This window comes from Variovorax atrisoli (genome assembly GCF_014195185.1).
In the GTDB taxonomy this organism is placed as follows: domain Bacteria; phylum Pseudomonadota; class Gammaproteobacteria; order Burkholderiales; family Burkholderiaceae_C; genus Variovorax; species Variovorax atrisoli.
Genome location: NZ_JACIBG010000003.1, coordinates 239,791 through 265,437, shown reverse-complemented (window position 1 = coordinate 265,437; position 25,647 = coordinate 239,791). Strand labels below are relative to the sequence as shown.

Genomic DNA, 25,647 nt, shown 5'->3' with positions numbered 1-25,647 from the left:
GCGACAGCCCCGATCTCGTCTCGTTAGTGTGTCGTGGCGCCGCGCATGGCTGCCGGGTGGCCCTGCAGCGAAAGGGACTTCCCCGTCGGTACCAGCGTATCCCCATCCAGCCGCAGGATCGTGACATCCTTGTCGATGAAGTTGCCCACGTACAGGAACTTCCCATCGGCGCTCCACACCGCGCCCTCGGGCAGTCCGCGCACCACCACCTCGTTGGCACGCGTGACCTTCTTGCCGTCGATCTTCAGCAGCACCACCGAGCCGTTGCGGTTGTAGAAGTAGGCGTTCTTCGCCGCGTTGCTGCCGCGCAGGATCACGGCCACCGCATGCTTGCCGGTCGGACTCACGGCCAGGCCCTCGGGGCCGTCGCCGACGACCACCTTGTCGACCACGCGCGGCGGCGCCGCTTCCATGTCGATCACGCTGACCGTGTCGACCTGGCCGTCGGAAGCGCCCGAGTTGCCGTTGTCGGCGGTGAGCGCGAGCTTGCCGTCGGGCGTCACGTCGACGTTGTAGGGCCACAGGCCGGCGGCGAGGTCGACCTTGTTGTAGCTGACCTTCTCGCCGTTCACGTCCAGCAGCGCGATCTTGTGGCTCGGGAACTTGGCCGCGAGCGCGCGCCTGCCGTCGGGCGTGAAGCGCACATGCGCCACCGAGTCGCCCATGGCCACCGTTTCGACGAGCGTGACCTTCTTGCCCGCGATGCGCAGCACGCTCACCGAGTTGTCGGCGCGGTTGGCCACCAGGGCGAGATCGCCTGCGCGGTTGATCGAAAGGCCCGAAGGCTGCTTGCCCACCTGCACTGTGTCGAGCAGCTTGGGCGGCGTGGTGGTCAGGTCGATCACGAAGAGCCGGTTGTCCGGCACCTGCTTGCGTGCGCCGTTCTCCTCGACCACGTTGAGCGAGTTGGCGACCAGCGCCAGCGTCTCGCCGGGCGTGATCGCGAGGTTGGTCGGCGGGCCGGCGATGGTGTTGTCCAGCTGCAGCGTGCCGAGCACCTTGGGCGCGAGCGGATCGGTGCCGATGTCCAGAACCTGCAACGTGTCGCGGCCCATCGGGCCGAGGATCACCGCGCCGGCGTCGTTCCACGACTGCTTTTCGTCGTTGGCCACCAGCATCAGCTGGCGTTGGGGCACGGTGGGGGTGAGGTTCGTGCAGCCAGCGAGGAACGCGAGGGCAAGGGCCCCGAGCGCGGTGGAACGCAACTTCATGGGTGTCTCCGGTATGTGTTGTTGTGACGGCGCATGGTAGCGAAGGAGGCGGGCGGCACAATCGGCCGACCGATCCAACCGCCCGAAAAGCCCATGACCATCGAGATCCCGAAAGAAGCCCGCCAGCAGGCCATCACCTCCATCGAGCGCTACTTCCGCGAGAACATGGACGAGCCCATCGGCAACGTCGCTGCCGGTGCGCTGCTCGGCTTCTTTCTGGAGGAGATCGGGCCGCTGGTCTACAACCGGGCGGTGGCCGAGGTGCAGGAGCGGCTGCAGGCGCGCATCTCCGAGATCGACCTCGAGGTGCACGAGGACGAGTTCCAGTACTGGCGCAAGTTCGACAGGCAGAAGAAGGGCCGCTGACGAAGCCTTCGGGCGTGGTGCCCGCGCATCGCGGCGGGTTCAGAAATGCTTCAAAACGTTGCAGAATTCGGGGCCATGCCCTTCCACCGCACTTCCCGACACCGCGCAGCTTCCCTGGTTCTGCGCACCCTTTCGGCCCTGCCGCTCGTGCTCGCCGCCTCCCTCGCCACCGCGCAGCAGGACCCTTCCGGCTTTCCGCTCGACTCGGTCGGCTACCTCAACGAGGAGCTGCCCCGCATGGAGGCCGCCATCGCCGCGAAGGACCGCAGCTTCTTCCACGGCGCAATGGTCCGCACGGTGGCGTTCTCGGAGCGCTGGGGCTTCAAGAGCAAGGCAAATCCCGAGCTTGCTGCTTACTCGATGTGCACCGCGGCCGTGATGGACTACGCTGTGGTCGGCATGTGCAGGCTCGCGCCGTCCGAGGAGTGCGAGCCCGGGCTTGCCTCGCGCTTCGACGCGAACGTGCAGCGCTGCCGCGAAGTGGCCGCCAGGAAATAGACACCCGGAAGACGGAAGACCAACGAAAGAGACATCCGCCATGGACTACGCCCGCTACAAGACCCTCGCCATCGAGCGCCGCGGCGCGAACGGCGCGGTGCTCGACATCCGCATGCTGGCAGCCAACGGCAAGCTGCCCACGGCGGGCCATGACGGCCACCGCGAACTCGCCGAGATATGGCGCGACGTGTCCGCCGACGACAGCGTGCGCTGCGCCGTGCTGCGCGGCGAGGGGCTGGGCTTCTCGGGCGGCGGCGACCTGGGCATGGTGCAGGACATGACCACCGACGACGCGGTGCGCCAGCGCGTGTGGCGCGAGGCGAGAGACCTGGTCTACAACATCGTCAACTGCGACAAGCCGATCGTGAGCGCGATGCACGGCCCCGCGGTGGGCGCGGGCCTGGTGGCCGGGCTGCTGGCCGACATCTCCATCGCCGCGAAGAACGCGAAGATCGTCGATGGCCACACCCGCCTGGGCGTGGCGGCCGGCGACCACGCGGCCATCGTCTGGCCGCTTCTGTGCGGCATGGCCAAGGCCAAGTACCACCTGCTGCTGTGCGAGCCGGTGAGCGGCGAGGAGGCAGAGCGCATCGGCCTCGTGTCGCTCGCGGTGGAAGAGGCCGACCTGCTGCCGCGCGCCTTCGAGGTGGCCGACCGCCTCGCAGCCGGCAGCCAGAGCGCCATCCGCCTCACCAAGTACGCGCTGAACAACTGGCTGCGCCAGGCCGGCCCGACCTTCGATGCCTCCCTGGCGCTCGAATTCATGGGCTTCGCGGGAGCGGACGTGCGCGAGGGTGTCGCTTCACTGCGCGAGAAGCGGGCGCCGAACTTCGGCTGAGGTTTCGATTTTTCGCGAGACACCGGGGAACCGGCATTGCCGGGCCGCAGGTGTCGCCCCCTGAAAGGGGGTGGAGAAGCGACACGAAGGCGCGCGAAGGCTGGAGGTCAGCTCGCCTTCAACCCCTGCAGCGTCTGCAGCAGCACCACGCGCGTCTGCCCCAGGATCATTCCCTTCCACTCGTCGTTGTCGCAGTAGAAGGCGTCGCGCAGCCGCGTGCGGATCTCACGCTTCTGCGCCTCGGGGGCCTCGGGATGGCGGCGCAGCCAGGTGTCGGCGCGCAGGCGGTCCAGCACCTCGCCGTCGGGCAGGGTGCCGAACTCCAGGCCCATGGGCGCGATCTTCGCGTTCGGGCACTCGTCGTACGCGGTGGAGATCACAGGGCCTGATACATCGGCCGAGGCGGAGTCGCCTGCGAAGGGGGCGAACACGTCGGCGCCCCACCATGCGTGGGCGCGCGCCAGGTCTTCGGGGGTGTTGCGACCGGGGTAGATCTTCTCGCCGTGGCCGTAGGGGCCCAGGCCGGTGTGCACGTCGATCCAGCCCAGGTGCGTGGCCGAGGCGGCGTACTTGCGCAGGATCTTGCGGATGGTCCCGTTGCTCCACGAAGGCGCGGTGCCGCCGTAGAACAGGCCGTCGGGCGAGGTGTACTGGCCGCGCGTCACGGCGGCGCGGAAGGCGCGCATGCCGTGCTTCGCCACGTATGCGGCCACGGCCGCCTCGTCTGCGGGCGTCGGCGGCCAGGTGGCTGGCAGCACCAGGGGCTCGACCTCGGCGTACTCGGCGTTCACCGGAAGCGGCGCATTGAAGTCGATGTGGTTGCGGTTCAGGTCGATGTTGTCTTCGTTCGTGCGATGCAGGTGCGAGAAGCCGTGCGGGTTGATCGCGTGCACCAGCAGCAGCGAGACGCCGGCCTGCTCCAGCCGCGAGAGCAGGTCCGCGTCGTTGAGCGTGGCGATCTGCGTGCCCGAGCCGCAGAAGCCTTCGGGGCCGTGCGTGCCGGAGCTCACGAGCAGCACTTTCTTCGCGTCGATGGCGCCGACCAGCGCGACGTCGGTGGCCAGCTCTTCGCCGAGCGCGCCCTTGTGAGCCTCCATCACGAACGACTCGACGGCGGCGCCGCGCTGCGCGGCGGCCTCGAGGAACTTGGCGCGGGCCTCGACGTAGGTGCCCGAGAAGAACCGCGTGGCGGCAGTGGGTTGTGCTTGCATGGGGTGGGAACTCCTGTGCTTGGAATGATGAAGGCCGTCAGGCGTTTGCGTTCGCGTGGGCGCCGGCGGCGTCGATGTCGCGGCCCGTATGGTCGCGCAGCCAGAGCAGGCCCAGCAGCGAGACCACCGTCATCGCCACCAGGTACCACGCCGGCGCGAGCTTGCTGCCCGTGGCGTTGAGCAGCCAGGTGCTGATGAAGGGCGCGAAGCCGCCGAAGAGGGCCACGCCCACGCTGTAGACCAGCGACATGCCGCTGGCGCGCACCGCCTTCGGGAACATCTCGGGCAGCATCGTGATGCCCGGCACCGTCTGCACCACCAGCCCGAAGCTGAACACGCCGAGCACCACGAACAGCACCGTGGGCGTCGGCGAGGCATTGAGCCACAGGAAGCCGGGGTAGATCAGCAGCGCCAGCGCGACGCGGCTCCAGACGATCAGCGTCTTGCGGCCCACCACGTCCGACAGCTTGCCGACGAAGGGTGCGAAGGCGAACGAGATCAGGCCGGTGAGCGCCGCGCCGAAGAGCGCCACCGATGGCGTGAAGCCGAGTTCGCGCACGGCGTAGGTCGGCATGTAGAAGGTCACGACGTACGCAGCCGTGGTGCCGCCGACCAGCGAAAGAATCGCCGCGAGCACCGTCCTGCCGTGCCGCGTGCAGACGATCTTCAGGCTGCTCTCGCGCGGCGCGGCGGCCTCCTGGGGCGAGAGCTGCAGCGATTCCTCCAGGTGGCGGCGGATGTACATGCCCACGGGCGCGATCAGCATGCCGATGACGAAGGGAATGCGCCAGCCCCAGCTCTGCATCGATTCGGCCGACAGCGTGAAGGTCAGGAGGCCCACCACGACGGCTCCGAGCATCACGCCCAGGCCCTGGCTCGCGAACTGCCAGCTCGCCATGTAGCCGCGGTTGGCCGGGGTGGCGTGCTCCACCAGCAGCGTGGTCGATGCGCCCACTTCGCCGCCGGCCGAGAAGCCCTGGATGAGCCGCGCCAGCACGATGACGATGGGCGCCGCGACGCCGATCGACGCGTAGGTGGGCGTGAAGGCGATCATGGCGCAGCCCAGCGCCATCAGGAAGATGGTGAGCGTCATGGCCTTCTTGCGGCCCGCGCGGTCGGCATACGCGCCGATGACGATGCCGCCCAGCGGCCGCATGATGAAGCCGACGCCGAAGCTGGCCACCGTCAGCAGCAGCTGGCCGTAGGAACTGAACGTGGGGAAGAACAGCTTGCCGATCACGAGCGCCAGGAAGCCGTAGACGGTGAAGTCGAAGAATTCCAGCCCGTTGCCGATGGTGGTGGCCACGATGGTCTGGCGGCGGCGCGCGGGGGAGGAGGGGGACGAGGAGGGCGCGGGCCGGTTGCTTGGGGTGCTCATGTGTCTCCAGTGGTGGATTGGCTTTTTTGGAATGGGTCTTCGCGGGTATCGGTCGAAGGTCTGCGGGCCTGGCCGCGCCGGATGCTAGAGATTCGCCGCTGTCATGAAAAGACAATAATTGGGCGTCGAAGATAACTTTTGGTTTTCATGAAACCCAACCAGCTGCATGCCTTCGTGGCCGTGGTCGAGCAGTTGAGCATCCGCGCCGCCGCGCGCGTGCTGGGCATATCGCAGCCGGCCGTCACCAAGATCGTGCGCGAGCTGGAGCGCGAGGTCGGCGCGCCACTGGTGGAGCGCAGCGTCAAGGGCGTGCAGCTCACCGAGTTCGGCAAGGCCTTCGCGCCGCGCGCCCGGCTGCTGCTGGCCGACATGCAGCGCGCCCGCGACGAGATCGCGCAGATCCGCGACGGGCTGACCGGCAAGGTGGCGCTGGCCGTCAGCACCTCCTTCGCGCTCACGGTGCTGCCGGCGGCCTTCAAGGACTTCCATGCGCGCCTGCCGGCCGTCGACGTGCAGTTCAGCGAGACCGTGCTGCCCTGGATGCTGGCGCGCCTGCGCGAGGGCTCGCTCGATTTCGCGGTGGCGCACGTGGTGCCGGGGCGGCTCGACCCGCAATTCGAGGCGATGGAGCTCTTCCCGGTGAAGCTGGTGGTGGGCATGCGCGAGCGCCATCCGCTGCGCGGCAGCCGCTCGATCCGCGAGCTCTACAAGGCCGAATGGATTCTTCCGGGTGACGACCACTTCAGCGGCCGCGAGGCCGTGTCGCCCTTGCTGCCGCTGGGGCTGCCGCCGCCGGCGCGGGTGATCCAGGGGCAGTCGGTCACGGTGGCGCTGGCGCTGGTCGGGCAGATGGACCTGGTCGGCCTGTTCGTCGAGCCGCTGGCCACGCTGACCTTCAAGCGCCACGGCATCCGCCGCGTCGAGATAGAGGAAGAGCTGCCTGTGCTGAACGTCTGCGTCATCAAGCGGCGCGGACAGCTGCTGACGCCGGCCGCGCAGCATTTCGTCGAATGCATCCAGCGGGCCTCGGCGGCGGCGATGGCTGGCTAGCGCGGCGGAGGAAAGTCGACGCCGGCCTCACCCGGCTTCCAGGGCTCGTACTTGTGCATGGCGCGCTCGAAGAGCTCGCAGGCGATCCAGCTCGACAGCCAAGCCTGCAGGCGCGGCCAGGGCTGCGAGTCGAACCATGCCTGATCGACCATCGCGAACTGACGCACGAAGGGCATGACGGCGGCATCGGCCAGCGTCGCGTGCGAGGCGGCCAGTTGCGGCGATGCGCTCAGCCTGGCTTCGAGGTCGCGCAGGAAGGCGGAGCCGCGCTCGCGTGCGGTCTCGCCGCCGTCCGCGTGGCGCTCGGGATACTTGTAACGGTCGAGCTGGGACTTGAACTCGTCGTCGCACCTCGCTACCAGCGCGAGCATGTCCTGCAGGGTGCCCGTGCCGGGCTGCAGCCAGCGCAGCGGGTCGCCGCGGCGCAGGGCCCACAGCATCACGTCGAGGCTCTGCTCCAGCACCGATTCGTCTTGCGCGATCAACACCGGCACCGTGCCCTTGGGCGAGGCCGCGAGCATCTCGGCCGGCTTGTTCCGAAGCACCACCTCGCGCAGCTCGCAGCGCTGCCCTGCGGCGACCAGCGCGAGGCGCGCCCGCATTGCATAGGGGCAGCGACGGAACGAGTAGAGAACGGGCAGGGCGAAAGGCATTCGGTTCTGAGGGGCGGAGCTGGGGATTTTCGGGCATGCCGGGGCCGGTTTTCCCGACAATCGGACCCCATGGCCGATCGCCTCTTCCTCCGGCTCGACGACGACCCGCTGCATGGGCCGGAATCGGGCGCGCCTGCCGGCACGCTGCGCGCATTTCCGGTGGCGGCCGCGCTGCGCGGGCATGTCTCGCACCTCATGCTGTGCCGCGAGAACCTTGCCGAGGGCCACGAGGTGCGCGAGCGCGTGTTGCCTGACGGCGCCGTGCGGCTGATCTTCAACTTCGGCGATGCCCCCTTCGTCGGGGACGGGCAGGGGCAGGCGGTGGAGGCCGTCGGTGCCTCGACCACGCCGGTCGTGTTGCGCATGCGGCGGAAGGTGGAGGGCCTCTCCGTCACCCTCCGCCCTGGTGCCGCCGCCGCGCTGCTGGGACTGCCGGCCGGAGAGATCGGCGGTACGGCGGTGCATCTCGACGAGCTCTGGCAGGGCGAAGGCGTGGAACTGCTCGAACGCATGACCGAAGCGCGTGACGACGCGGCGCGGGTGGCGCTGCTGCAGGCCGTGCTGCTGCGCAGGCTCCGCGATGGCGATGCCGGGGGCAACGCTGCCGCCATGCGAGCGGCGCAGCTCATCGCAGAGGCCGATGGGCGGTGTCCGTTGCGCGAGGTGGCTGCCGCCGTCGGCGTGGGCGAGCGGCGCCTGCAGCAGCTCTTCCATGCCCACGTGGGGCTTTCGCCGCGCGCATGGAGCCGGCTTGCGCGCATGCACGGCTGCCTGCGCGCACTGCGGCAGCAGCCCTCGCCGGCCTGGGCCGAGGTGGCGCTGGAGGGTGGCTTCTACGACCAGTCGCACCTGGTCAACGAGTTCCGCGCGTTGTGCGGCGTCACGCCGACCGAGTTCCTCGACCAGGCGGCTTCGGGTTCTTCCAAGACGGCGGGTTGAGTGCTGGCTATCTTCATCCGCTCTCAGGCAAAAGGATCGAAGGAGCCATCAGGATGAACGACGAAGAAAAGACGCCAGGCCGACCACTGAAGGACTGCGTGGCGGTCGTGACTGGCGCGAGCCGCGGCGCGGGGCGCGGTATCGCGGTGGAGCTAGGCGCGGCCGGCGCCACCGTGTACGTCACAGGCCGCAGCACGCGCGAGCGGCCCGCGGACACCTACGGCCAGCTGATGGCCCTGTCGGACCTGGCGGCGCTGCCCGGCAGCATCGACGACACGGCGGACGAGGTCACGCGCATGGGCGGGCGCGGCATTGCGGTGCGCTGCGACCACACCAGCGAGGACGACGTGGCCGCGCTCTTCGCCCGCGTGGAGCGCGAGGCAGGCCGCATCGACCTGCTCGTGAACAACGCCTGGGGTGGCCATGAGACCTTCAACGGCGTGTTCGAGGCGCCGTTCTGGGAGCACCCGCTGTCGAACTGGGACTCGATGTTCGACCGCGGCGTGCGCAACCACCTTCTGGCCAGCCGCTGCGCCGCACCGCTGATGGTGCGGCAGAAGAAGGGCCTGATCGCCACCACCACCTTCTGGGACCGCGGCCGCTACGTGCGCGGCAGCCTCTTCTACGACCTGGCCAAGGCGTCGATGACGCGGCTGGCCTTCGGCATGGCGCAGGACCTGAAGCCGCACGGCGTGGCCTCGGTGGCGGTGTCTCCCGGCTGGATGCGCACGGAGTTCGTGCTGGCCGCCTACAAGACCGACGAGGCCCGCTGGCAGGAACGCTCCGAGCTTGCTCGCACCGAGTCCCCGCACTATCTCGGGCGGGCGATCGCTGCGCTGGCCGGCGACCCGCGCGTGATCGACAAGAGCGGCGAGGTGCTGCGCGTGGCCGACCTTGCGCGCGAATACGGCTTCACCGACATCGACGGAAGGCAGGTGGCGGCTTTCGAGATGTAGCGCCACCGGCTCCGGCCTGCGGGGCGCATCCTGCGTTCAGTACGAACGCAGCGCGATTCCCCATCGCCCGTCGATGCGCAGCACGATCCACAGGTTGACGTGCGTGCTGAGCACCGCGCCCGCCGCGTCGCGCCGGGTATAGGTGACGACGAAGTGAACCTTGTCGCTGGCGACCAGCACCGGCTCCTTCTTCTCGTACCGGGTGAGGGCCCAGCCGGTGGCCTTCAGCTTCTCGAAGAAGTCGTGCGGATGTCGGCCCGGCTCGGCCCACTCGAGCCGCTGCGCGCCCGACAGCATCACATGCGGGAAGTGCAGCTCGGCATCCATGCCGCTGGTGTCCGATGCGTTGAAGGCGGCGGTGAATCGGTCGAGGCAGGCCGAGGCGGCATCCACCTCCGCGGCACGGGGTTCGCCGGAGGGCGGTGGGGCGACGAAGGCGGAGAAGTCGGAGAAATTGGAGCGGCCGGTCATGCCGCCGATGGTAGGCCAGGGCGCTGGCGCCCCGATAAACGCAACGCAGTTGCATTGGATTTATATAATGCAATTCTGTTGCATATATGGAGCCCGCCCCATGGCCGACCGCCTCCCCGTTACCGTGCTCTCCGGCTTTCTCGGCGCCGGCAAGACCACGCTGCTGAACCACATCCTCAACAACCGCGAAGGCCGGCGTGTGGCCGTCATCGTCAACGACATGAGCGAGGTCAACATCGACGCCGCCCTGGTGCGCGAGGGCGGGGCCGCGCTCTCCCGCACCGACGAGAAGCTGGTGGAGATGAGCAACGGCTGCATCTGCTGCACGCTGCGCGAAGACCTGCTGCTTGAGGTGAGGCGCCTTGCGAAGGAGAAGCGCTTCGACCAGCTGGTGATCGAATCGACCGGCATCTCCGAGCCGCTGCCCGTGGCCGAGACCTTCACCTTCGCGGGAGAGGACGGCAAGAGCCTGTCCGACGTCGCGCGGCTCGACACCATGGTGACGGTGGTCGATGCCTTCAACTTCCTGCGCGACTACGGCTCGCCCGACAGCCTGGGCCAGCGCGGCCAGTCGCTGGGCGACGAGGACACGCGCACCGTGGTCGACCTGCTGATCGAGCAGATCGAGTTCTGCGACGTGCTGGTGGTCAACAAGACCGACCTCGTCACACCCGAGGAGCGCGAGCGGCTGATGGCGATCTTGCGCAGCCTGAACCCGCGTGCGCGCATCGAGGTGTCGGAGTTCGGCCGCGTCGCGCTCGACCGCGTGCTCGACACCGGCCTCTTTGACTTCGATCAGGCCGAGCAGGCGCCCGGCTGGTTGGCCGAGCTGCGCGGAGAGCACGTGCCCGAGAGCGAGGAATACGGCATCCGCAGCTTCGTCTACCGCTCGCGACTGCCTTTCCACCCCATGCGCTTCTGGAAGCTGGTGCAGAGCGAATGGGAGGGCGTGGTGCGCTCCAAGGGCTTCTTCTGGCTTGCCAGCCGCGCGACGCGCGCCGGCTCGTGGTCGCAGGCCGGCGGCGCCTGCCGCTACGGCGCGGCGGGCTTCTGGTGGGCGGCGGTGCCGCGCGAGCACTGGCCGACCGATCCGGAGGCCCTGGAGATCATCCACAGGAACTGGGACCCCGCCACCGGCGACGCCCGCCAGGAACTGGTGCTGATCGGCATCGGCATGGACGAGGATGCCCTGCGCGCCCGCCTGGACGCCTGCCTGCTCACTGAGCAGGAGATGCGCTTCGGCGCCTCGTGGTGGCAGAACTTCCCGGATCCGTTCCCGTCCTGGAACGTGTAGGGAGCAGCTAGCGGGCGCAGTCGCCGCAGGTGCCGTGAAGGGTGAGGGCGGTGTGGCGGGTGTCGATGCCCTGCTTGCGCAGCGCGCGGCCCAGCCGCCCCATCACCTTCGGCAGTTCCGGGTCGGAGGGCAGGGCCAGCACCTTGTGGCACTGGTCGCATTCGAAGGTGTTGCCCGACTCGGCCTCCACGTGGCGCGAGAAGCGGTTGACGCGGTCGGCGCCCACGCGGCGGTCGCACAGGCCGGCCTCGACGAGGCGGTCGAGCACGCGGTAGACCGTCACCCGGTCGGGCGCCTCGCCGGCGGCGGCGGTATAGGCGGCGGCCACTTCCTCGTGCGTCAGGGGCTGCGAGCTGTGCTCCAGCAGCTCTAGCACGGTCTGGGCGGCGCGCGTCACGCGCAGGCCGCTCTCGCGCAGCAGGGTTTCGCTGTCGAACGGGGCTGCGCGCTGGGGCTTCGGATGCGAGGTCGGGGTCTTCATGCGGTCTTCTTGCGAAACGCCATTGTGTTGCATCCCGGGGCGGCGAGGGTAGGGGCGGAGGAAATGACCTGCCTGGCGAAGTTCCGCCCGGCCCGGGCGCATATGCCGGAATGCGCCTAAGCATCTGACGAATGGGTCGTTCGCCTGCGCGCCGCGGCGCGACAGAATCGCGCCCTTTGTCTTCTGCGATCGAAAGTCCCCCCATGCGTGCCCCCCTGCGTGCCCATTCTTTCCTGTCGAAGCTGCTCAAGCCGGTCCTGCTGCTGGGGGTCTGTGCTTCCCTGGCGGTGGCGGCGCAGGCGCAACCGGCCGCGGCGGCCTATCCGTCGAAGCCCGTGCACATCACCGTGGCGAACACGCCCGGCAGCTCGCCCGACGTGCTGGCGCGCTACCTGGGACAGCGGCTGTCGGAGCAGTGGAAGCAGCCGGTGGTCGTCGACAACCGCGCGGGCGCGGGCGGCATCCTGGCGGCCGACGGGCTGGCCAAGGCGCAGCCCGACGGCTATTCGCTGCTGGTGGGCGCCGACGGGCCGATCACCATCCTCCCGAACCTCCAGCCCGGCCTTCCCTATGACGCGCGGCGCGACCTGGTGCCGGTGGTGTCGCTCGGGCAGATCGACTTCGTGCTGGTCGCCAATCCGAAGACGGGCTTCCGCACCGTGGCCGACTTCGTGCGTGCGGCCAAGGCCAGGCCGGGGCACATCAACTACGCCTCCGCCGGCAACGGCAGCCCGCAGCAGCTGAGCATGGAACTGCTCAAGCAGAAGGCGGGCATCTACGTCACCCACATCCCGTACCGCGGCGGCCCGCTGGGCATGCAGGACGTGATCGCGGGGCAGGTCGACGTGATGTTCATCGCGGTCGGGCCGGCGCTGCCGCACATCCGCAGCGGCCGGCTGGTGGCGCTGGGCACCAGCGGCGAGAAGCGCCATGCGCTGCTGCCCGAGGTGCCGACCGTGGCCGAGAGCTACAAGGGCTATCGCTCGGGCACGTGGTTCGGCCTGTTCGCGCCGGCGCGCACGCCGCAGCCGGTGCTCGACGCCATCGCCTCCGAGGCCGGGCGCATCGTGCAGGCCCCGGCCGCGCGCGCCGAACTCGCCGCGCAGGGCATCGAGGCCACGGGTTATGCGCAGCGCCAGTTCCAGACGCAGGTGGCAGCCGAGTACGAGCGCTACGCGCAGATCGTCAAGGCCGTCGGCATCAAGGCCGAATAGCAACGTTTCGCCCCCGGAGGTAACGGCGGGGCCGCACATCGAAACGATGTGCAAGTCGGCCTACCGCCCGTTTCGGAGCGCCGGACCGGGATGCGCTAAGGTCCGGGCATCCGTTCCCGAATACCCTTGCCGACCATGTCACGTCCTCCCATCGAGATCGAAACCGCCCCCAACCCCACCGCCACGGTGATCGTGATGCACGGCCTCGGCGCCGACGGCAACGACTTCGTGCCCATTGCCGGCGAACTCGACCTCTCGGCCGTGGGGCCGGTGCGCTTCGTGTTCCCCAACGCGCCCGTCATGCCCGTGACCATCAACGGCGGCTATCAGATGCCGGCCTGGTACGACATCTCGGTGGCCGACCTCCAGGTGCAGGAGGACGAAGCCGGCCTTCGCCGCTCGCAGGCGACCATCGAGGCCATCATCGCCAACGAGAAGGCCCGTGGCATCGCCGCCGGCCGCATCGTGGTGGCCGGGTTCTCGCAAGGCTGCGCGATGGCCCTGATGACCGGTCTGCGCCACACCGAGCGGCTCGCCGGCATCGTCGGCCTCTCGGGATACCTGCCGATCGCGGCCACCACCGCGGCCGAGCGGCATGCAGCCAACCACGAGACGCCGGTGTTCCTCGCCCATGGCCGGCAGGACCCGGTGGTGCCCTACGCGGCCGCCGTGCGTACGCGCGAGGCGCTCTCCGCGCTGGGCTACGCCGTCGAGTGGCACGAATACGCCATGGCGCACTCGGTGTGCATGGAAGAAATCGCCGACCTCAACCGCTTCCTGCTGCGGGTGCTCGGCTGAGCCCGAACGAGAACGAACAAGGAGCCAGCGATGATCCTCGTCATCGGCCACGCCATGGCCAAGCCCGACACCCTGCAGGCCATGCTCGCCATCAGCACCGAACACGTGCGGCGCTCGCGTGCGGAGCCCGGCTGCATCTCGCATGAAGTCTCGACCGACGCGCAGGAGCCGCTGCGCCTGACTTTCGTGGAGCGCTGGAGCGACATGGACGCGCTGCAGGCGCATTTCCGGGTCGAGGCCTCGCGCGCCTTCGCCAAGGCGCTCTCGGCGATGGCCGAGGGCACGCCGCAGATGCACGTCTATCGCGCGGACGAGATCGACCTGTCGGCCGGCCAGGCCAGGGCCTGAATCGCGCCCGCGACGCCCGCTGCTATCAAAAAAATAGCGCCCGACAGGGTAGCCAGCCCAGGGATTCCCTGCACGAGCAGTGCCCGCTTGCCCGTGCTACCTTCCAGCCCCTCAGAAGATTGATGGGTCATAACAATATGAGCAACAGATTGCAGGAGAGGTTGGGTGCACTTTCAGCCACACGACTGAAGGGCATGCGACGTGGAATCGAGAAGGAAAGCCTGCGCGCGCTGCCCGACGGCAAGCTCGCGCTGACGCCGCATCCGCTGGCGCTGGGCTCCGCGCTCACGCATCCGCACATCACCACCGACTTCAGCGAATCGCAGCTCGAACTCATCACGGGCGTGCACGCCGACGTCGATTCGGCCCTCGAGGAGCTCACGCGGGTGCACCAGTTCACCTACCGCGTGCTCGACGGCCTCGGCGACGAGCGCCTCTGGGTGTCGAGCATGCCCTGCGGCCTGCCGACCGACGAGACCATTCCGATCGGCCGCTACGGCTCCTCGAACGTGGGCCGCGCCAAGAGCGTCTACCGCATGGGCCTGAGCCACCGCTACGGCCGCCGCATGCAGACGATTTCGGGCATCCACTACAACTGGTCGCTGCCCGAGGTGTCGAGCGAAGAGTATTTCGCGCTGATCCGCAATTTCCGCCGCCACGCCTTCCTGCTGCTGTACCTTTTCGGCGCCTCGCCGGCGCTGTGTTCGAGCTTCGTGGCGGGCCGCCCGCACGAGCTGCAGCCGTTGGGCGACGGCAGCATGTTCATGCCGCACGGCACCTCGCTGCGCATGGGCCGCCTGGGCTACCAGAGCGACGCCCAGGCCTCGCTGGCCGTGAGCTACAACAGCCTCGAAGGCTATGCCGCCTCGCTGCAGGACGCGCTCACGCGCCCGTGGCCGGCCTACGAGGCCATCGGCATCCGCAACCTGGGCGGCGACTACAACCAGCTCGGCACCAGCCTGCTGCAGATCGAGAACGAGTTCTACGGCACCATCCGTCCCAAGCGGGTGATCAATCCCGGCGAGCGCCCGCTGCATGCGCTGCGCGAGCGCGGCGTGGAGTACGTCGAGGTGCGCCTGATGGACCTCGACCCCTTCGAAGCCGTCGGCATCAACGCGCAGACCATGCGCTTCATCGACGTGTTCCTGCTGCACTGCCTGCTGAGCGACAGCCCCGACGACACGCCGCAGGAAATCGCCGACCTCGCCCAGAACCAGCACCTCACCGCCGCGCGCGGCCGCGAGCCGGGCCTGAAGCTGCGGCGCAACGGAACGGAAGTGACCCTCGCCGACTGGGGCCTGGAGCTGGTCGAGCAGTGCCTGCCCATCGCCGCCGCGCTCGACGCGGCCCAGGGCAGTGGCACGGCGCATGCCGACGCGGTGCGCGCCGCCGTGGCTGCGCTGCGCAAGCCCGACAGCCTGCCTTCGGCCCGCGTGCTCGCCGCTATCGAGAACGAGCATGCCAACTCCTTCATCGGCTTCGTGCGCGACCGCTCCGAGCAGACCCGCGCCACGCTGTTGGGCCTGCCGTTCTCGGCGGCGCTGCAGGCCGAGTTCGAGCGGATGACGGCCGAGTCCATCCAGGAGCAGAAGCGCATCGAGGCGGCCGACACCATGCCGTTCGAGATCTACCGCGAGCAGTACGTCTCGCCCGCGCGCCTGGGCGTGCCGCGCAGCCGCACGGCGGTCGCTGCCTGAGCCGCCGCTGACACGCTGGTGACTGGCGCCGGCGCGCCGATGCTGCGCCGGGCCCGCTTTCTGGGGTAAAACGCCACGCTGCCGCCCGGGCGAGGCTCGCCCGGCGCGGCATCGAACAACGGCAACTCCCATGGAAGGCGACACAGAGACATGAGCAACGGCAGCAATCTCGATTTCAAGGGCCGCGTGGCCATCGTGACCGGTGCGGGCGGCGGCCTGGGCCGCCAGCATGCGCTGGCACTGGCGGCGCGCGGCGCCAAGGTGGTGGTCAACGACCTGGGCGGCGCACGCGACGGCTCCGGCGGCTCGGTGAGCGCCGCGCAGGCGGTGGTCGACGAGATCAAGGCCGCGGGCGGCGAGGCGATCGCCAACGGCGCCTCGGTCACCGACTTCGAGGCGGTGCAGGCCATGGTCAAGGAGGCGGTCGACGCCTGGGGCCGCGTCGACATCCTCGTCAACAACGCCGGCATCCTGCGCGACAAGAGCTTCGCCAAGATGGACCTGGCCGATTTCAGGCTGGTGGTCGACGTGCACCTGATGGGCGCCGTGAACTGCACCAAGGCCGTCTGGGCGCTCATGAACGAGCAGAAGTACGGCCGCATCGTGATGACCACCTCGTCGTCGGGCCTGTACGGCAACTTCGGCCAGAGCAACTACGGCGCCGCCAAGCTCGCGCTGGTGGGCCTGATGCAGACGCTGAGCATCGAGGGCGCGAAGAACGACATCCGCGTGAACTGCCTGGCGCCCACGGCCGCCACCCGCATGACCGAGGACCTGTTCCCCAAGGAAATGCTCGAGGCCTTCCGACCCGAGGCAGTGGTGCCGGCGATGCTGGTTCTGGCCGCGCAGGACGCGCCCAACCGCACCATCCTCTGCGCGGGCGCCGGCACCTTCGAGGCCGCGCACATCACGCTGACACAGGGCGCCTGGCTGGGCATCGAGGCCGACACGCCCGAGCAGCTGGCGGCGCGCCTTTCCGAAGTGACCGAGCGCGAAGGCGAGGCGGTGCCGCAAAGCGGCGCTGCGCAGGGCGCCAACGAAGTCGCCAAGGGCATGGCCAACGCCAAGCGGAACTGATCCCCGGCATCGTGTTCATGGCGCTTGACCTAGAGCGCACTCGAGCATTTCCAATGAATTCACCGGATATCCGGTTCATTCAAAAGAAGGAAATGAAGCCATGAACACGATCGAGAACAAGGCCATCGTCCAGCACATCCACGACGAGCTGGACAAGGGCAACGGCCAGCCCTTCGTCGACAGCCTCGCCGACGACGCGAGCTGGAAGCTGGAGGGCAGCACCGCGTGGTCGCGTACCTACCAGGGCAAGAAGGCGATCCGCGAGGAACTGCTGAATCCGCTCTTCGCCCAGTTCGCGGCGCCCTACAGGAGCAAGACCGAGCGCGTCATCGCCGAGGACGACCGGGTGGTGGTGCTCTTCACCGGCGACGTGCCCACCAAGGCCGGCAAGCGCTACAACAACCGCTATTGCTACGTGTACCGACTCGAAGGAGGCAAGGTGAAAGAGCTGACCGAATACTTCGACACCGCCCTCGTGCAGGAGGCGCTGCAGCCTCCGGCCGCCCTCCATGCGGACTGAGAAAGCCGTCGAGAGGGGCTCTCCCTTCCATATCGGCGAACTGGCGGCGCGAACCGGCCGCACGGTGCACGCCATCCGCTGGTACGAGACGCAGGGCCTCGTGCCCGGCGTGGCGCGCGACGAGGGCGGCCGGCGCCTCTACGTCGAGCTGCACGTCGGCTGGCTGGACCTGATGGAGCGCCTGCGAAGCACGGGCATGTCCATCGCCGAGATGCGCGAATACACCGCGCTCGCCATGAAGGGCAAAACCACGCTGCGCGAACGGCGCGACATGCTGGCCGCGCACCGCGAGCGGGTGAACGAGACCATCGCCGGGTGGAAGAGGGCGCTCTCGCTGGTCGAGCGCAAGATCGATTTCTACGACGAGTGGATGGCCAGCGGCCACCGCCCGCCGCTCGTCGACGCCAGGCCTTCGCCCGCACCAGCGCCGGCCAGGCGTGGGAGCCGCGCCGCTACTCGGCGATGAAGTTCGGATCGGTGCGGATCGAGTCCCGGTCCCGGTGGTTGTGAAGCCGGCCCAGGGTGTTCTCGATCAGGCGCTTGAGCTTGTCGGACGCCCCCCGAAAGGCCTCGTCGAGGCTGCCCGCGTGCTGCGTCACCGCCAGCGGCTGGTGATGCGCGAGGCGCGCCTCCATCACGCAGCACTTGTCGCTGCCGCCGGCCTTGTCGTGGTTCTCGTCGCTCAGGTGCACTTCCACGCGCGTCACGTCGTCGACGAAACGGCTCAGGTTCTGCTTGATCTCCGCGTCGGCCCAGCGCTCCAGCGCGTCCTTGTTGGTGATGCCGTTGCTCGTGTTGACCTGGATCTGCATGCAATTTCCTCCGCTGGATGGATGAACGAAGGGTCACTTTGCACCCCGCGGCGCCCGCCAGGGCGTAGGCCTGTTCCCTGCATGTGCGCCGGGCAGGGCCTGCTCAGCTCTGGATGTAGGTGGTGAGCTGCTCGATGGTGGCTTCCTGGTCGGAGATGATGTCGTCCATCAGGTCCTGGATGGAGATCATGCCGACCACCTTGCTGCCGTCGACCACCGGCAGGTGGCGGAACTTGCGCTGGCTCATGAGTGCCATGCACTCGCGGGTGCGGGTCTGCGGGGTCACGGTCATCACGTCGGGCGTCATGATCTCGCGGACCTTCATTTCCTTGGAGTTCTTGCCCTGCAGCGCCACCTTGCGGGTGTAGTCGCGTTCGGAGAGGAAGCCCACCAGCTTCTCGCCGTCCATCACCATCAGCGCGCCCACCTCGAAGCGCGCCAGGATGGAAAGCGCGTCGAACACGCTGGTGTCGGGGGAGGTGCGCCATGCTGCGGAATCATGGCGCTTGAGCAGTTCGGAGACGGGTTTCATCGTTGGCAACTCCATGAAGGGTTTCGATTCGACCGACGCTCGGGCGCCGCACTCGAACAAATCATAGAGGCGATGGATGACCGCGCGGCGCAAAAACTCTAAGGGAATGCGCGTGTGTGCAAGACACGCGCAATGCGCGAGAACTTAAGGCTGCGCAGCCGCCGCCGCAGGGGTGGCGACGAACACGCGGCTCAGCGAGATCGCGTCGCCCACCACCGTCTTCACCAGGCCCTTGTCGTCGAACTGCACCTGGAACTCCGACCAGCTGTCGCGCCAGTAGCGCCACACGGGCGCGTCGAGGCTGGGGTTCTCGCTGGCCACGGGGTAGGCGATGGCCATCAGCACCTGTTCGCGCGTCATGCCGGGCATCACCTTGCCGGCGAGGATGGCCTCGCGCACCGGCGCGGGGAAGGTGGCCATCTTCTGCTTCGGGTCCGCGGTCACCACGTAGCGCTGCGCGAAGGTGGGCAGCGGGATGTTGCGGCTGTAGTCGTTCTTGATGCGCTGCTGCTTGCCGGCGAGCTCCACGCCGAACCAGCGGAAGTCGTAGGTGGTGATGCGCGCCGGCGTGCCCACCGCGACGATGCTCGTGCCCTGTTCGTCGTAGTTGATGTCGCTGATCGAGTCGCCGTAGGTGCGCATGTTGCAGCACAGGTAGCCGCTGATCAACGGGCCGGGTGGCGGGGAGGGCCGCTGGGCATGGGCGACGGTCACGGTCGCGGGCATGACGATGGCTGCCAGCAAGGCGGCGGCAAGGCGCTTGGACATGTGTGGATTTCCCTCGGAGTTGTTGGTGTCGCTGCGGGAGCGCTGTCCTCGGCAGCGAAGGGATTCTAGGAGCGAACAATCCCGCACCGAAGGCAGAATGCGCGCCTGCAGCTATGGAAAACGTAGCAACCAGCTTGCGTTCAGGTTGCCGGTTCACAATGCGCGTCGGCCCTGCACGGGCTCCATTCCCCCACAGAGACAGCGCGAAAGAAAGAAGAGCCCACCGATGGCGATCCAGTGGTTCCCCGGTCACATGTATTCGACCCAGAAGGCCATCACCGAAAGGGTGAAGGACATCGACGTGGTCATCGAGCTGCTCGACGCACGCCTGCCCGGCTCCAGTGCCAACCCGATGCTGGCCGAGCTCACGGCGGGCCGGCCCACGCTCAAGGTGCTCAACAAGCAGGACCTGGCCGACCCCGAGCGCACCGCGCTCTGGCTGGCGCACTACAACGCGCTGCCGGCCACCCGCGCCATTCCGCTCGACGCGAGCCAGACCACGCCGGCCCAGCAGATCGTGAAGGCCTGCCACGAGCTTTCGCCCAACCGCGGCGGGCTGGCCAAGCCGATGCGGGTGCTGATCTGCGGCATTCCCAACGTGGGAAAGTCCACCCTCATCAACACCCTCACCGGCAGCCGCAAGGCCAAGACCGGCGACGAGGCCGGCATCACCAAGCTCGAACAGCGAATCACCCTGGCCGACGACTTCTACCTGTGGGACACGCCCGGCATGCTGTGGCCCCGCATCATCGTGCCCAAGAGCGGCTACAACCTCGCGGCCAGCGGTGCCGTCGGGCGCAACGCCTTCGACGAGGAGGAAGTGGCGCTCGAACTGCTCGGCTACCTCAAGTCGAACTACGCCGCCGGCATCGCCGCGCGCTTCAAGCTGGTGGAGCTCGACGCCGAGACCATGGCCGGCATGAAGGACGAGGCCCTGCTCGACACCATCGGCCGCAAGCGCGGCGCCCTGCTGGGCAAGGGCCGCGTCAACCTGCAGAAGGCCGCGGAGATCGTGATGCACGAGTTCCGCGCCGGCAACCTCGGGCGAATCACGCTCGAGACGCCCGAGGAGTTCGCCGCGTGGCTGGCCGAGGGCCAGCGTGCGGACGCCGAACGCGCCGCGAAGAAGGCCGCGCGCAAGCAGAAGGGCAAGCCGAAGCCCGAGGCCGGGCAGGACGACTGAGGCGGCCGCGATGCCTGCGGGCGTGACGACGATACTTCGGCCGCCATGGCTTGGCACCAGGCGCTGGCGAGGCGCTTTCCCGAACTGGCGCCGGCGTCCCTGACGACACTCGCCGGGCAGGCGCGCCGCGAGACACCGGCTGCGCAGGCGACGCTGTTGGCGGCTGGCGACGTGTGGCGGCACGCCTTCTGGGTCGAGCGCGGCATGCTGCGGCTCTGCTACATCGACAGCGAAGGGCGTGAGTCGAACAAGAACTTCCACGCCGAGGACGCATTCATCTGGCCCGTGACCGAGGCAATGCAGCGCGAGCCCGCGGCCTTCTTCATCGCCGCACTGAACCCGGCCACTGTCTGGCGCCTGCCGTACGCCGCGCTGCAGGCCGAGGTGGGCGAGTTGCCTTCGTGGACGGCGCTGCGGCTGCAGGCGCTCGCCGGCCTGCTCGACGACAAGATGCGGCGCGAGCAGACTTTTCTGCAGTGCACGGCACGCCAGCGCTACGAGGCCCTCCTGCGCGAACGCCCCGAATGGACCGGCCGTATCCCGCTGCGCCACCTGGCTTCGTACCTGGGCATGACGGACGTGTCGCTGTCGCGGCTGCGCGCGGAGATGGGACTTATCGAGGGTTAAGGCGCCGAACGCGCAGCGGCGGGACAGTGCAGGCTTTTCCTTTCCCGCAGGAGGAGCCCCCGCAATGTTCTCTCGCCGACCGGCCATGTCGCCCTCGTTAGCCTGCCACGCGCTCGCCATCTTCTGGTTGGGCGTGATGGCCGGCTTCTTCTGGACCTACAGCGCCAACGTGAATTTCGCGACCCTGGAGATGGACGGCGCCACCTACGCGCGCGTGCAGTCGGGTCTGAACCGCAACGTGCGGCACGCGATGTTCTTCGGCTTCTTCTTCGGGCCGCCGCTGCTGTGTGCGCTGGCATTGGCCACGGCATGGAGTGCGCGCCACAGGGGCTGGTGGCGCTGCCTGCTGCTGGCCGGCGTGCTCTACGGCCTGGGCATCGTGGTGTTCACGGCGCAGGTCAACCTGCCGCTCAACGCGTACACCGAATCGTGGGATCCGCGGGCCTTGCCGTCAGACTGGGCGCGCACGCGCGAGCGCTGGAACGCAGCGAACCTCTGGCGCACGATAGCCGGTGCGCTGGCTTTCGGGCTGGCGCTCGCGGCCCTGTGCGCTCGGGCAGTGGCGGCAGCGGCTCAATCCAGCGCGAACAGCGCCGCGGCAGCCTCGTCGAGCGCGGCGACCCTGCGCGAGTCGGAGCCCGGGCCCGCCGCCTGTAGCGCGCGCTGATACATGGCCACGCGCGTGGCCGACACCGGCCTGCACAGGGGCCTGCCGCGCGTCTGCGCAATGCCCCGTCCTGGCACCACGTAGCGCCCCGGGTTGAGCCGCGCGAAGCGGATGTACGCCTGCAGCGTGGGCAGGATGTCGCCGTGCAGCGCGTTCATGCGCCTTTCCGTATCCATGCCGATCTGTGCTCGGCCCTTCGCGTCCCTGGTGATCGGCAAGCCCAGGATGTCGGCCATGTCGATCTGGAAGTGCGTGAAGTCACCATAGGGGCGCTTGCAGTCGATGACGAAGCTGTTCCAGTTGGCGTGCTGCAGCAGGCGGATGTGCTCGGCCGTCACGTCGAAGGCGTTGCGCTTCTCGAAGGGCGGCTGGAAGGCGTAGTGGCCGGCCACGAAGCTCGCGTGCAGGAAGAAGGCGGCGGCCACGTTCACGAAGCGCTCGAAGACCGGCGAGTTGCCGCCGTCGAGTACCTCGCCGAACTGCTCCAGCGTCATGTCGGGCGGCACGATGGCGGGCGCGCCGGATTCGCAGCCGACCCACTCGGCATGGCTGCGGCGGAACCAGTCGATGTCGGCCTGCGTGATCTCTATGCTGCCCGGTTGGGGCGAAGCCGCCGGTGCGGCCGCAGGCGTGTCCGGCGACCGGCCGCATCCCGACGCGGCCAGCAGGGCGGCTGCGGTGCATGCGGCGGAAAGTGCCAGCGCATCCCGCCGATGGAACCATCTCACGTTGTTCTCTCCACTGAAAAAGCTGTCCATCTCTGTCTTTTCAGCGCAGGACGATGCCATGCGGGCCTGACAGCTGCCTGAGGACGGCCGGGCCGTGCGCCGGAACGCGTGGCAGAAGACAATGGGGAACCCTCAGGAAAAACGGGGCTCCCACGGCGGGCCTGCACCAGCCCGAAGCCTCGATCCAGCCAGCAAGCCAGCCAGCGACCCGAATCCAGATGCAACGTCTCACGCGTCAACGCAACGCCGTCTTCTCCGCCTTCAGCGACGCAGGTCGCGTCCTCACCGCCCCGCAGATCCTGGCGCACGCGCGCGAGATCGTTCCGGAGATCAGCCTCTCCACCGTCTATCGCCAGGTTTCGCTGCTGCTGGCCGATGGCGAGATCGCCAAGGTCGAGCTGCCCGGCGAGCCCGCCCGCTACGAGGTGGCGTGCAAGCCCGCGGCACATGGCCAGCCGGGCCACGGCGACAGCCACGCCGACCACCACCATCACTACTTCCACTGCTCCAGCTGCGGGCAGGTGTACCTGCTGCATTCCTGCCCCGGTCCGATGGACGACCTGGCGCCGAAGGGCTTCCAGGTGAAGAGCCACGAGGTGACGCTGCACGGGATCTGCGCCTCGTGCGCCGGAGCGGAAACGGCCGGCAAGGGGCGCGCAGGCAAGTCGCACTGAGCGGCGGCTTTCATCGGGCTTTCAATTTATTGAGAATGGATTCTCAATAACGTATAGTCGCGGGTCCGAATCCTCCGGCTCCGATCCCGACCATGCAAGTCCTGTCCTCGCTCAAAGAAGCAAAGAAACGCCACCGCGACTGCCAGGTGGTGACGCGGCGCGGCCGCACCTACGTCATCTGCAAGTCCAACCCGCGCTTCAAGGCAAGGCAGGGCGGGGCCAAGAACAGGCACAAGCGCTGAGCGCAGGCACCGGGCGCCGCCGCGGCTGAATCGCCGGCGTCGCGGGCTTTCCCATCACTGAACGACCGCTTTGGCGCGCATGCGCCGGCGCGCGGCTGCGCTCGTCTTTTTTCCTTCTCACCGGGTTCCTTCCATGCTCCGAGCCATCGGCCTCACCAAGCAGTACGGCGCGCACACAGCGCTCGACAGCCTCGACCTCGACATCCGCGCCGGCGAAATCTACTGCCTGCTGGGCGCGAACGGCGCCGGCAAGACCACGACCATCAACCTGTTCCTGAACTTCGTCGAGCCGACCTCCGGCACGGTCGAGATCAACGGCATCGATGTCGTGCGCCACCCGGTGGCCACCAAGCAGCACGTGGCCTACATCCCCGAGCAGGTCACGCTGTACGGATCGCTCTCGGGGCTGGAGAACCTGCGCTTCTTCGCCGGGCTCGCGCTGGGCCGCGAGCTGCCGCGCGATCGGCTGCTTCGACTGATGACCGAGGTGGGACTGGACCACGCCGTGGCCGACAGGCGCGTGTCGGCTTACTCCAAGGGCATGCGCCAGAAGGTGTGGATCGCCGTGGCGCTGGCCAAGCAGGCGAGGGCGCTGCTGCTCGACGAGCCCACCTCCGGGCTCGACCCCCAAGCCGCCAGCGAGTTCTCGGGCCTGCTGCGCCGCGCCGCCGACAGCGGCGTGGCCGTGCTCACCACCACGCATGACCTGTTCCACGCGCAGCAGACCGCCACGCGCGTCGGAATCATGAAGCGCGGCCGGCTCGTCGAGAGCCTGGACGGCGAAGCGCAGATCGCGCGCACCGACCTGCAGTCCCTCTACCTGCAGCACATGAGGACATAGGATGAAACTCACCCCCAGTCTTCGCGCACTTCGTGTCGCTCCACCAACCCCCTTTCAGGGGGCGACACCGGCAGCCCGGCAAAGCCGGTTCCGCGATGTCTCCCGAATGGATCGCGCCACTTTCATGCGTTGTGTGTCGCGCGCAGAGCGGTGGAGCAACTGACATGCTTCTTTGCTGGATCGCACGCCGCGAATTCCTCGAACGCCTGCGCGACGGGCGCCTCTACTGGGCAGGCGGACTGGTCGCCGTGCTGCTGCTGACCGCGCTGGCCGTGGGCTGGGCGCACCAGCGCGCCGCGCAGGCGGAGCAGCGCGCCGCACAGGCCATGGACTACCGCGACTGGCTGCGGCAGGACCGGCGCCATCCGCACGACGCCGCGCACCAGGGCATGCACGCCTTCAAGCCCGAGGCGGCGCTGTCGATGATCGATCCGGGCATCAACCCCTTCATCGGCAGCACCGTGTGGCTGCAGGCGCACCGCCAGAGCGAGGTGAAGTTCAACGCAGCGCAGGATGCGACCGGCCTGCAGCGCTTCGGCAATCTCTCGGTCGGCTGGATCCTGCAGGTGCTGGGGCCGCTGCTGGTGATCGTGCTGGGCTTCAACGCCTTCGCCGGCGAGCGCGAGCAGGGCATCCTGCGGCAGACGCTGAGCCTGGGCGTGTCGCCGCTGCGCCTTTTGGGCGGCAAGGCGCTCGCACTGGCCGGCTCGCTGGCCGCGCTGCTGGTGCCGGCCGCGCTCATCGCCGCCGTGGCGGTGGCCGCCGGAGCGGAAGAGGGGGAGTGTCTCGACGCGCTGCTCAGGCTGGGCGCCTGGTCGCTCGGCTATGCCGTGTACCTGGGCATCTTCGTCTTCGTGGTGCTCGGCGTGTCGGCGCTCTCGTCGACCTCGCGCATGGCGATCACGCTGCTGCTGGCGCTGTGGATCGCGCAGGCCGTGATGGCGCCGCGCGTGTTGTCGGAGCTCTCGCGCGCGTGGTTTCCCAGCCCGACGCGCCTCGAGTTCAACCAGGCGCTGGGGGCCGAACTCAAGACCGTGTCCGACGGCGTCTGGCAGAAGAACTTCGGCTCCACCGAGCGCTGGGGCCGCGACGTGCCGCTGAGCAAGTGGGGCATCGCGCTGCGCTTGGACGACCAGGCCTCCTACCCGGTGTACGACCGCCACTACGGCCGCCTGTGGGACACCTGGGAGCGCCAGCAGGCAGTGCAGGAATGGAGCGGCCTGCTGCTGCCCATCCTCGCGGTGCGCAGCTTCTCGATGGGCATGGCGGGAACCGACTTCGCGCACCACCGCAGCTTCACCACCGCGGCCGAACTGCATCGCCGCCACATCCAGGACCTGATGAGCGCAGACCTGGTGGCGCATGCCGATCCGCTTGGAGGCCAGCATTTCGCCTACCAGGCCGAGCCCGATCTGTGGGCGACCGTGCCGCCCTTCGACTACCAGCCGCCAAGCGCGGCCTGGGCGCTGACGCACCAGGTGCGCAGCTTCGCCGTGCTGTGCGCCGGCCTGCTGCTGGCCGCCGCCTTCGCGGCCTTCACCGCCTCGCGTCAGCGCGCGCTCTGAGGTAAGCA

The 25,647-nt window shown here is 68.6% G+C and carries 31 protein-coding genes; 21 read left to right on the top strand and 10 right to left on the bottom strand.

What is annotated here, in order from left to right:
• Window positions 1-23 precede the first annotated feature (23 nt).
• Entirely contained in the window at window positions 24-1,211 is a 1,188-nt protein-coding gene (locus tag FHY06_RS12365) for a YncE family protein (protein ID WP_184605331.1), read from the bottom strand.
• Between the two features lie 93 nt (window positions 1,212-1,304).
• Between FHY06_RS12365 and FHY06_RS12360 the strand changes: the two genes are divergently transcribed.
• From FHY06_RS12360 to FHY06_RS12350, 3 genes are all read left to right on the top strand, one after another.
• Complete coding sequence (locus tag FHY06_RS12360; protein WP_019654949.1) at window positions 1,305-1,577, top strand: DUF2164 domain-containing protein; 273 nt, start codon at window positions 1,305-1,307, stop codon at window positions 1,575-1,577.
• Between the two features lie 75 nt (window positions 1,578-1,652).
• Window positions 1,653-2,075, top strand: a complete 423-nt coding sequence (locus FHY06_RS12355) for a hypothetical protein (RefSeq protein ID WP_019654950.1) — start codon at window positions 1,653-1,655, stop codon at window positions 2,073-2,075.
• A gap of 40 nt (window positions 2,076-2,115) precedes the next feature.
• Window positions 2,116-2,913 carry an enoyl-CoA hydratase/isomerase family protein gene (locus tag FHY06_RS12350; protein WP_184605330.1) on the top strand — a complete coding sequence of 266 codons (798 nt, stop codon included), beginning with the start codon at window positions 2,116-2,118 and terminating at the stop codon, window positions 2,911-2,913.
• A gap of 107 nt (window positions 2,914-3,020) precedes the next feature.
• Here FHY06_RS12350 and FHY06_RS12345 read toward each other — a convergent pair whose 3' ends face one another.
• Together FHY06_RS12345 and FHY06_RS12340 are read right to left on the bottom strand one after the other, a co-directional pair.
• Window positions 3,021-4,124, bottom strand: coding sequence for a M14 family metallopeptidase (locus tag FHY06_RS12345; RefSeq protein WP_132755385.1), 1,104 nt, complete (start codon window positions 4,122-4,124; stop codon window positions 3,021-3,023).
• A 37-nt stretch (window positions 4,125-4,161) separates the two neighbouring features.
• Window positions 4,162-5,502, bottom strand: coding sequence for an MFS transporter (locus FHY06_RS12340; protein ID WP_184605329.1), 1,341 nt, complete (start codon window positions 5,500-5,502; stop codon window positions 4,162-4,164).
• A gap of 147 nt (window positions 5,503-5,649) precedes the next feature.
• Between FHY06_RS12340 and FHY06_RS12335 the strand changes: the two genes are divergently transcribed.
• Complete coding sequence (locus FHY06_RS12335; RefSeq protein WP_019654954.1) at window positions 5,650-6,552, top strand: LysR family transcriptional regulator; 903 nt, start codon at window positions 5,650-5,652, stop codon at window positions 6,550-6,552.
• Here the strand turns inward: FHY06_RS12335 and FHY06_RS12330 are convergent.
• Window positions 6,549-7,205 carry a glutathione S-transferase gene (locus FHY06_RS12330; protein WP_184605328.1) on the bottom strand — a complete coding sequence of 219 codons (657 nt, stop codon included), beginning with the start codon at window positions 7,203-7,205 and terminating at the stop codon, window positions 6,549-6,551. The genes FHY06_RS12335 and FHY06_RS12330 overlap by 4 nt on opposite strands.
• Window positions 7,206-7,274: 69 nt before the next feature.
• Here FHY06_RS12330 and FHY06_RS12325 point away from each other — a divergent pair, with 69 nt between their 5' ends.
• Both FHY06_RS12325 and FHY06_RS12320 read left to right on the top strand, forming a co-directional pair.
• Complete coding sequence (locus tag FHY06_RS12325) at window positions 7,275-8,144, top strand: helix-turn-helix domain-containing protein (RefSeq protein ID WP_184605327.1); 870 nt, start codon at window positions 7,275-7,277, stop codon at window positions 8,142-8,144.
• 53 nt (window positions 8,145-8,197) lie between these two features.
• Complete coding sequence (locus FHY06_RS12320) at window positions 8,198-9,100, top strand: SDR family oxidoreductase (RefSeq protein ID WP_184605326.1); 903 nt, start codon at window positions 8,198-8,200, stop codon at window positions 9,098-9,100.
• 36 nt (window positions 9,101-9,136) lie between these two features.
• Here FHY06_RS12320 and FHY06_RS12315 read toward each other — a convergent pair whose 3' ends face one another.
• Window positions 9,137-9,571, bottom strand: a complete 435-nt coding sequence (locus FHY06_RS12315) for a hypothetical protein (RefSeq protein ID WP_184605325.1) — start codon at window positions 9,569-9,571, stop codon at window positions 9,137-9,139.
• Window positions 9,572-9,671: 100 nt separating this feature from the next.
• Between FHY06_RS12315 and zigA the strand changes: the two genes are divergently transcribed.
• Window positions 9,672-10,865, top strand: coding sequence for a zinc metallochaperone GTPase ZigA (gene zigA / locus FHY06_RS12310; protein WP_184605324.1), 1,194 nt, complete (start codon window positions 9,672-9,674; stop codon window positions 10,863-10,865).
• Window positions 10,866-10,872: 7 nt separating this feature from the next.
• Here the strand turns inward: zigA and FHY06_RS12305 are convergent, their stop codons facing one another.
• Window positions 10,873-11,346: a Fur family transcriptional regulator gene (locus FHY06_RS12305; protein ID WP_020723089.1), complete on the bottom strand. Its 474-nt coding sequence runs from the start codon at window positions 11,344-11,346 to the stop codon at window positions 10,873-10,875.
• A 203-nt stretch (window positions 11,347-11,549) separates the two neighbouring features.
• Here FHY06_RS12305 and FHY06_RS12300 point away from each other — a divergent pair, with 203 nt between their 5' ends.
• The 7 genes from FHY06_RS12300 (at window position 11,550) to FHY06_RS12270 (ending at window position 17,466) form a co-directional block, all read left to right on the top strand.
• A complete protein-coding gene (locus FHY06_RS12300) occupies window positions 11,550-12,560 on the top strand; it encodes a Bug family tripartite tricarboxylate transporter substrate binding protein (protein WP_019654961.1) in 1,011 nt (336 codons plus the stop codon).
• A gap of 135 nt (window positions 12,561-12,695) precedes the next feature.
• Window positions 12,696-13,358 carry an alpha/beta hydrolase gene (locus tag FHY06_RS12295; protein WP_132755368.1) on the top strand — a complete coding sequence of 221 codons (663 nt, stop codon included), beginning with the start codon at window positions 12,696-12,698 and terminating at the stop codon, window positions 13,356-13,358.
• 30 nt (window positions 13,359-13,388) lie between these two features.
• Window positions 13,389-13,706: a putative quinol monooxygenase gene (locus tag FHY06_RS12290; protein ID WP_132755366.1), complete on the top strand. Its 318-nt coding sequence runs from the start codon at window positions 13,389-13,391 to the stop codon at window positions 13,704-13,706.
• A gap of 137 nt (window positions 13,707-13,843) precedes the next feature.
• On the top strand, window positions 13,844-15,403 hold the full coding sequence (gene gshA / locus FHY06_RS12285; RefSeq protein ID WP_132797635.1) for a glutamate--cysteine ligase: 1,560 nt from the start codon (window positions 13,844-13,846) through the stop codon (window positions 15,401-15,403).
• 150 nt (window positions 15,404-15,553) lie between these two features.
• Window positions 15,554-16,480 carry an SDR family NAD(P)-dependent oxidoreductase gene (locus tag FHY06_RS12280; protein WP_184605323.1) on the top strand — a complete coding sequence of 309 codons (927 nt, stop codon included), beginning with the start codon at window positions 15,554-15,556 and terminating at the stop codon, window positions 16,478-16,480.
• Window positions 16,481-16,580: 100 nt separating this feature from the next.
• Window positions 16,581-17,000: a nuclear transport factor 2 family protein gene (locus FHY06_RS12275; protein WP_184605322.1), complete on the top strand. Its 420-nt coding sequence runs from the start codon at window positions 16,581-16,583 to the stop codon at window positions 16,998-17,000.
• Window positions 16,990-17,466: a MerR family transcriptional regulator gene (locus FHY06_RS12270; protein ID WP_184605321.1), complete on the top strand. Its 477-nt coding sequence runs from the start codon at window positions 16,990-16,992 to the stop codon at window positions 17,464-17,466. Before FHY06_RS12275 ends, FHY06_RS12270 begins: the two co-directional genes overlap by 11 nt.
• Here FHY06_RS12270 and FHY06_RS12265 read toward each other — a convergent pair.
• The 3 genes from FHY06_RS12265 to FHY06_RS12255 all read right to left on the bottom strand — a co-directional run bounded on the left by FHY06_RS12265 (window position 17,453) and on the right by FHY06_RS12255 (window position 19,112).
• Complete coding sequence (locus tag FHY06_RS12265) at window positions 17,453-17,812, bottom strand: HPF/RaiA family ribosome-associated protein (protein WP_019654968.1); 360 nt, start codon at window positions 17,810-17,812, stop codon at window positions 17,453-17,455. The two genes, FHY06_RS12270 and FHY06_RS12265, sit on opposite strands and share 14 nt — an antisense overlap.
• A gap of 103 nt (window positions 17,813-17,915) precedes the next feature.
• A complete protein-coding gene (locus FHY06_RS12260; RefSeq protein WP_019654969.1) occupies window positions 17,916-18,344 on the bottom strand; it encodes a CBS domain-containing protein in 429 nt (142 codons plus the stop codon).
• Between the two features lie 144 nt (window positions 18,345-18,488).
• Window positions 18,489-19,112 carry a SmpA / OmlA family gene (locus tag FHY06_RS12255; protein ID WP_019654970.1) on the bottom strand — a complete coding sequence of 208 codons (624 nt, stop codon included), beginning with the start codon at window positions 19,110-19,112 and terminating at the stop codon, window positions 18,489-18,491.
• Between the two features lie 226 nt (window positions 19,113-19,338).
• Here FHY06_RS12255 and ylqF point away from each other — a divergent pair, with 226 nt between their 5' ends.
• From ylqF to FHY06_RS12240, 3 genes are all read left to right on the top strand, one after another.
• Complete coding sequence (gene ylqF / locus FHY06_RS12250; RefSeq protein WP_019654971.1) at window positions 19,339-20,295, top strand: ribosome biogenesis GTPase YlqF; 957 nt, start codon at window positions 19,339-19,341, stop codon at window positions 20,293-20,295.
• 45 nt (window positions 20,296-20,340) lie between these two features.
• Window positions 20,341-20,922 carry a Crp/Fnr family transcriptional regulator gene (locus FHY06_RS12245; protein WP_019654972.1) on the top strand — a complete coding sequence of 194 codons (582 nt, stop codon included), beginning with the start codon at window positions 20,341-20,343 and terminating at the stop codon, window positions 20,920-20,922.
• A gap of 64 nt (window positions 20,923-20,986) precedes the next feature.
• Entirely contained in the window at window positions 20,987-21,589 is a 603-nt protein-coding gene (locus FHY06_RS12240; RefSeq protein WP_260310320.1) for an anthrone oxygenase family protein, read from the top strand.
• Here FHY06_RS12240 and FHY06_RS12235 read toward each other — a convergent pair.
• Complete coding sequence (locus FHY06_RS12235; RefSeq protein ID WP_184605319.1) at window positions 21,496-22,317, bottom strand: hypothetical protein; 822 nt, start codon at window positions 22,315-22,317, stop codon at window positions 21,496-21,498. The two genes, FHY06_RS12240 and FHY06_RS12235, sit on opposite strands and share 94 nt — an antisense overlap.
• Window positions 22,318-22,535: 218 nt before the next feature.
• Here FHY06_RS12235 and FHY06_RS12230 point away from each other — a divergent pair, with 218 nt between their 5' ends.
• The 4 genes from FHY06_RS12230 to FHY06_RS12215 all read left to right on the top strand — a co-directional run bounded on the left by FHY06_RS12230 (window position 22,536) and on the right by FHY06_RS12215 (window position 25,639).
• Entirely contained in the window at window positions 22,536-22,991 is a 456-nt protein-coding gene (locus tag FHY06_RS12230) for a Fur family transcriptional regulator (RefSeq protein WP_126186007.1), read from the top strand.
• Between the two features lie 92 nt (window positions 22,992-23,083).
• The gene (gene ykgO, locus FHY06_RS12225) at window positions 23,084-23,233 is read left to right on the top strand and encodes a type B 50S ribosomal protein L36 (RefSeq protein ID WP_019654976.1); all 150 of its coding nucleotides are present in this window, start codon (window positions 23,084-23,086) and stop codon (window positions 23,231-23,233) included.
• 133 nt (window positions 23,234-23,366) lie between these two features.
• Window positions 23,367-24,074: an ABC transporter ATP-binding protein gene (locus FHY06_RS12220; RefSeq protein ID WP_132797647.1), complete on the top strand. Its 708-nt coding sequence runs from the start codon at window positions 23,367-23,369 to the stop codon at window positions 24,072-24,074.
• A 164-nt stretch (window positions 24,075-24,238) separates the two neighbouring features.
• Window positions 24,239-25,639 carry a DUF3526 domain-containing protein gene (locus tag FHY06_RS12215; protein ID WP_132755347.1) on the top strand — a complete coding sequence of 467 codons (1,401 nt, stop codon included), beginning with the start codon at window positions 24,239-24,241 and terminating at the stop codon, window positions 25,637-25,639.
• Window positions 25,640-25,647: the final 8 nt, after the last annotated feature.

What these genes read in the sequence shown, in the direction of transcription:
- FHY06_RS12255 (WP_019654970.1), bottom strand. Translation starts at nt 19,112, where the DNA reads ATGTCCAAGCGCCTTGCCGCCGCCTTGCTGGCAGCCATCGTCATGCCC.
- FHY06_RS12260 (WP_019654969.1), bottom strand. Translation starts at nt 18,344, where the DNA reads ATGAAACCCGTCTCCGAACTGCTCAAGCGCCATGATTCCGCAGCATGG.
- FHY06_RS12335 (WP_019654954.1), top strand. Translation starts at nt 5,650, where the DNA reads ATGAAACCCAACCAGCTGCATGCCTTCGTGGCCGTGGTCGAGCAGTTG.
- FHY06_RS12215 (WP_132755347.1), top strand. Translation starts at nt 24,239, where the DNA reads ATGCTTCTTTGCTGGATCGCACGCCGCGAATTCCTCGAACGCCTGCGC.
- FHY06_RS12280 (WP_184605323.1), top strand. Translation starts at nt 15,554, where the DNA reads ATGAGCAACGGCAGCAATCTCGATTTCAAGGGCCGCGTGGCCATCGTG.
- FHY06_RS12325 (WP_184605327.1), top strand. Translation starts at nt 7,275, where the DNA reads ATGGCCGATCGCCTCTTCCTCCGGCTCGACGACGACCCGCTGCATGGG.
- ylqF (WP_019654971.1), top strand. Translation starts at nt 19,339, where the DNA reads ATGGCGATCCAGTGGTTCCCCGGTCACATGTATTCGACCCAGAAGGCC.
- FHY06_RS12305 (WP_020723089.1), bottom strand. Translation starts at nt 11,346, where the DNA reads ATGAAGACCCCGACCTCGCATCCGAAGCCCCAGCGCGCAGCCCCGTTC.
- FHY06_RS12265 (WP_019654968.1), bottom strand. Translation starts at nt 17,812, where the DNA reads ATGCAGATCCAGGTCAACACGAGCAACGGCATCACCAACAAGGACGCG.
- FHY06_RS12270 (WP_184605321.1), top strand. Translation starts at nt 16,990, where the DNA reads ATGCGGACTGAGAAAGCCGTCGAGAGGGGCTCTCCCTTCCATATCGGC.
- FHY06_RS12345 (WP_132755385.1), bottom strand. Translation starts at nt 4,124, where the DNA reads ATGCAAGCACAACCCACTGCCGCCACGCGGTTCTTCTCGGGCACCTAC.
- zigA (WP_184605324.1), top strand. Translation starts at nt 9,672, where the DNA reads ATGGCCGACCGCCTCCCCGTTACCGTGCTCTCCGGCTTTCTCGGCGCC.
- FHY06_RS12320 (WP_184605326.1), top strand. Translation starts at nt 8,198, where the DNA reads ATGAACGACGAAGAAAAGACGCCAGGCCGACCACTGAAGGACTGCGTG.
- FHY06_RS12365 (WP_184605331.1), bottom strand. Translation starts at nt 1,211, where the DNA reads ATGAAGTTGCGTTCCACCGCGCTCGGGGCCCTTGCCCTCGCGTTCCTC.
- FHY06_RS12315 (WP_184605325.1), bottom strand. Translation starts at nt 9,571, where the DNA reads ATGACCGGCCGCTCCAATTTCTCCGACTTCTCCGCCTTCGTCGCCCCA.
- FHY06_RS12290 (WP_132755366.1), top strand. Translation starts at nt 13,389, where the DNA reads ATGATCCTCGTCATCGGCCACGCCATGGCCAAGCCCGACACCCTGCAG.
- gshA (WP_132797635.1), top strand. Translation starts at nt 13,844, where the DNA reads ATGAGCAACAGATTGCAGGAGAGGTTGGGTGCACTTTCAGCCACACGA.
- FHY06_RS12300 (WP_019654961.1), top strand. Translation starts at nt 11,550, where the DNA reads ATGCGTGCCCCCCTGCGTGCCCATTCTTTCCTGTCGAAGCTGCTCAAG.
- FHY06_RS12220 (WP_132797647.1), top strand. Translation starts at nt 23,367, where the DNA reads ATGCTCCGAGCCATCGGCCTCACCAAGCAGTACGGCGCGCACACAGCG.
- FHY06_RS12355 (WP_019654950.1), top strand. Translation starts at nt 1,653, where the DNA reads ATGCCCTTCCACCGCACTTCCCGACACCGCGCAGCTTCCCTGGTTCTG.
- FHY06_RS12295 (WP_132755368.1), top strand. Translation starts at nt 12,696, where the DNA reads ATGTCACGTCCTCCCATCGAGATCGAAACCGCCCCCAACCCCACCGCC.
- FHY06_RS12240 (WP_260310320.1), top strand. Translation starts at nt 20,987, where the DNA reads ATGTTCTCTCGCCGACCGGCCATGTCGCCCTCGTTAGCCTGCCACGCG.
- FHY06_RS12230 (WP_126186007.1), top strand. Translation starts at nt 22,536, where the DNA reads ATGCAACGTCTCACGCGTCAACGCAACGCCGTCTTCTCCGCCTTCAGC.
- ykgO (WP_019654976.1), top strand. Translation starts at nt 23,084, where the DNA reads ATGCAAGTCCTGTCCTCGCTCAAAGAAGCAAAGAAACGCCACCGCGAC.
- FHY06_RS12350 (WP_184605330.1), top strand. Translation starts at nt 2,116, where the DNA reads ATGGACTACGCCCGCTACAAGACCCTCGCCATCGAGCGCCGCGGCGCG.
- FHY06_RS12330 (WP_184605328.1), bottom strand. Translation starts at nt 7,205, where the DNA reads ATGCCTTTCGCCCTGCCCGTTCTCTACTCGTTCCGTCGCTGCCCCTAT.
- FHY06_RS12245 (WP_019654972.1), top strand. Translation starts at nt 20,341, where the DNA reads ATGGCTTGGCACCAGGCGCTGGCGAGGCGCTTTCCCGAACTGGCGCCG.
- FHY06_RS12340 (WP_184605329.1), bottom strand. Translation starts at nt 5,502, where the DNA reads ATGAGCACCCCAAGCAACCGGCCCGCGCCCTCCTCGTCCCCCTCCTCC.
- FHY06_RS12275 (WP_184605322.1), top strand. Translation starts at nt 16,581, where the DNA reads ATGAACACGATCGAGAACAAGGCCATCGTCCAGCACATCCACGACGAG.
- FHY06_RS12360 (WP_019654949.1), top strand. Translation starts at nt 1,305, where the DNA reads ATGACCATCGAGATCCCGAAAGAAGCCCGCCAGCAGGCCATCACCTCC.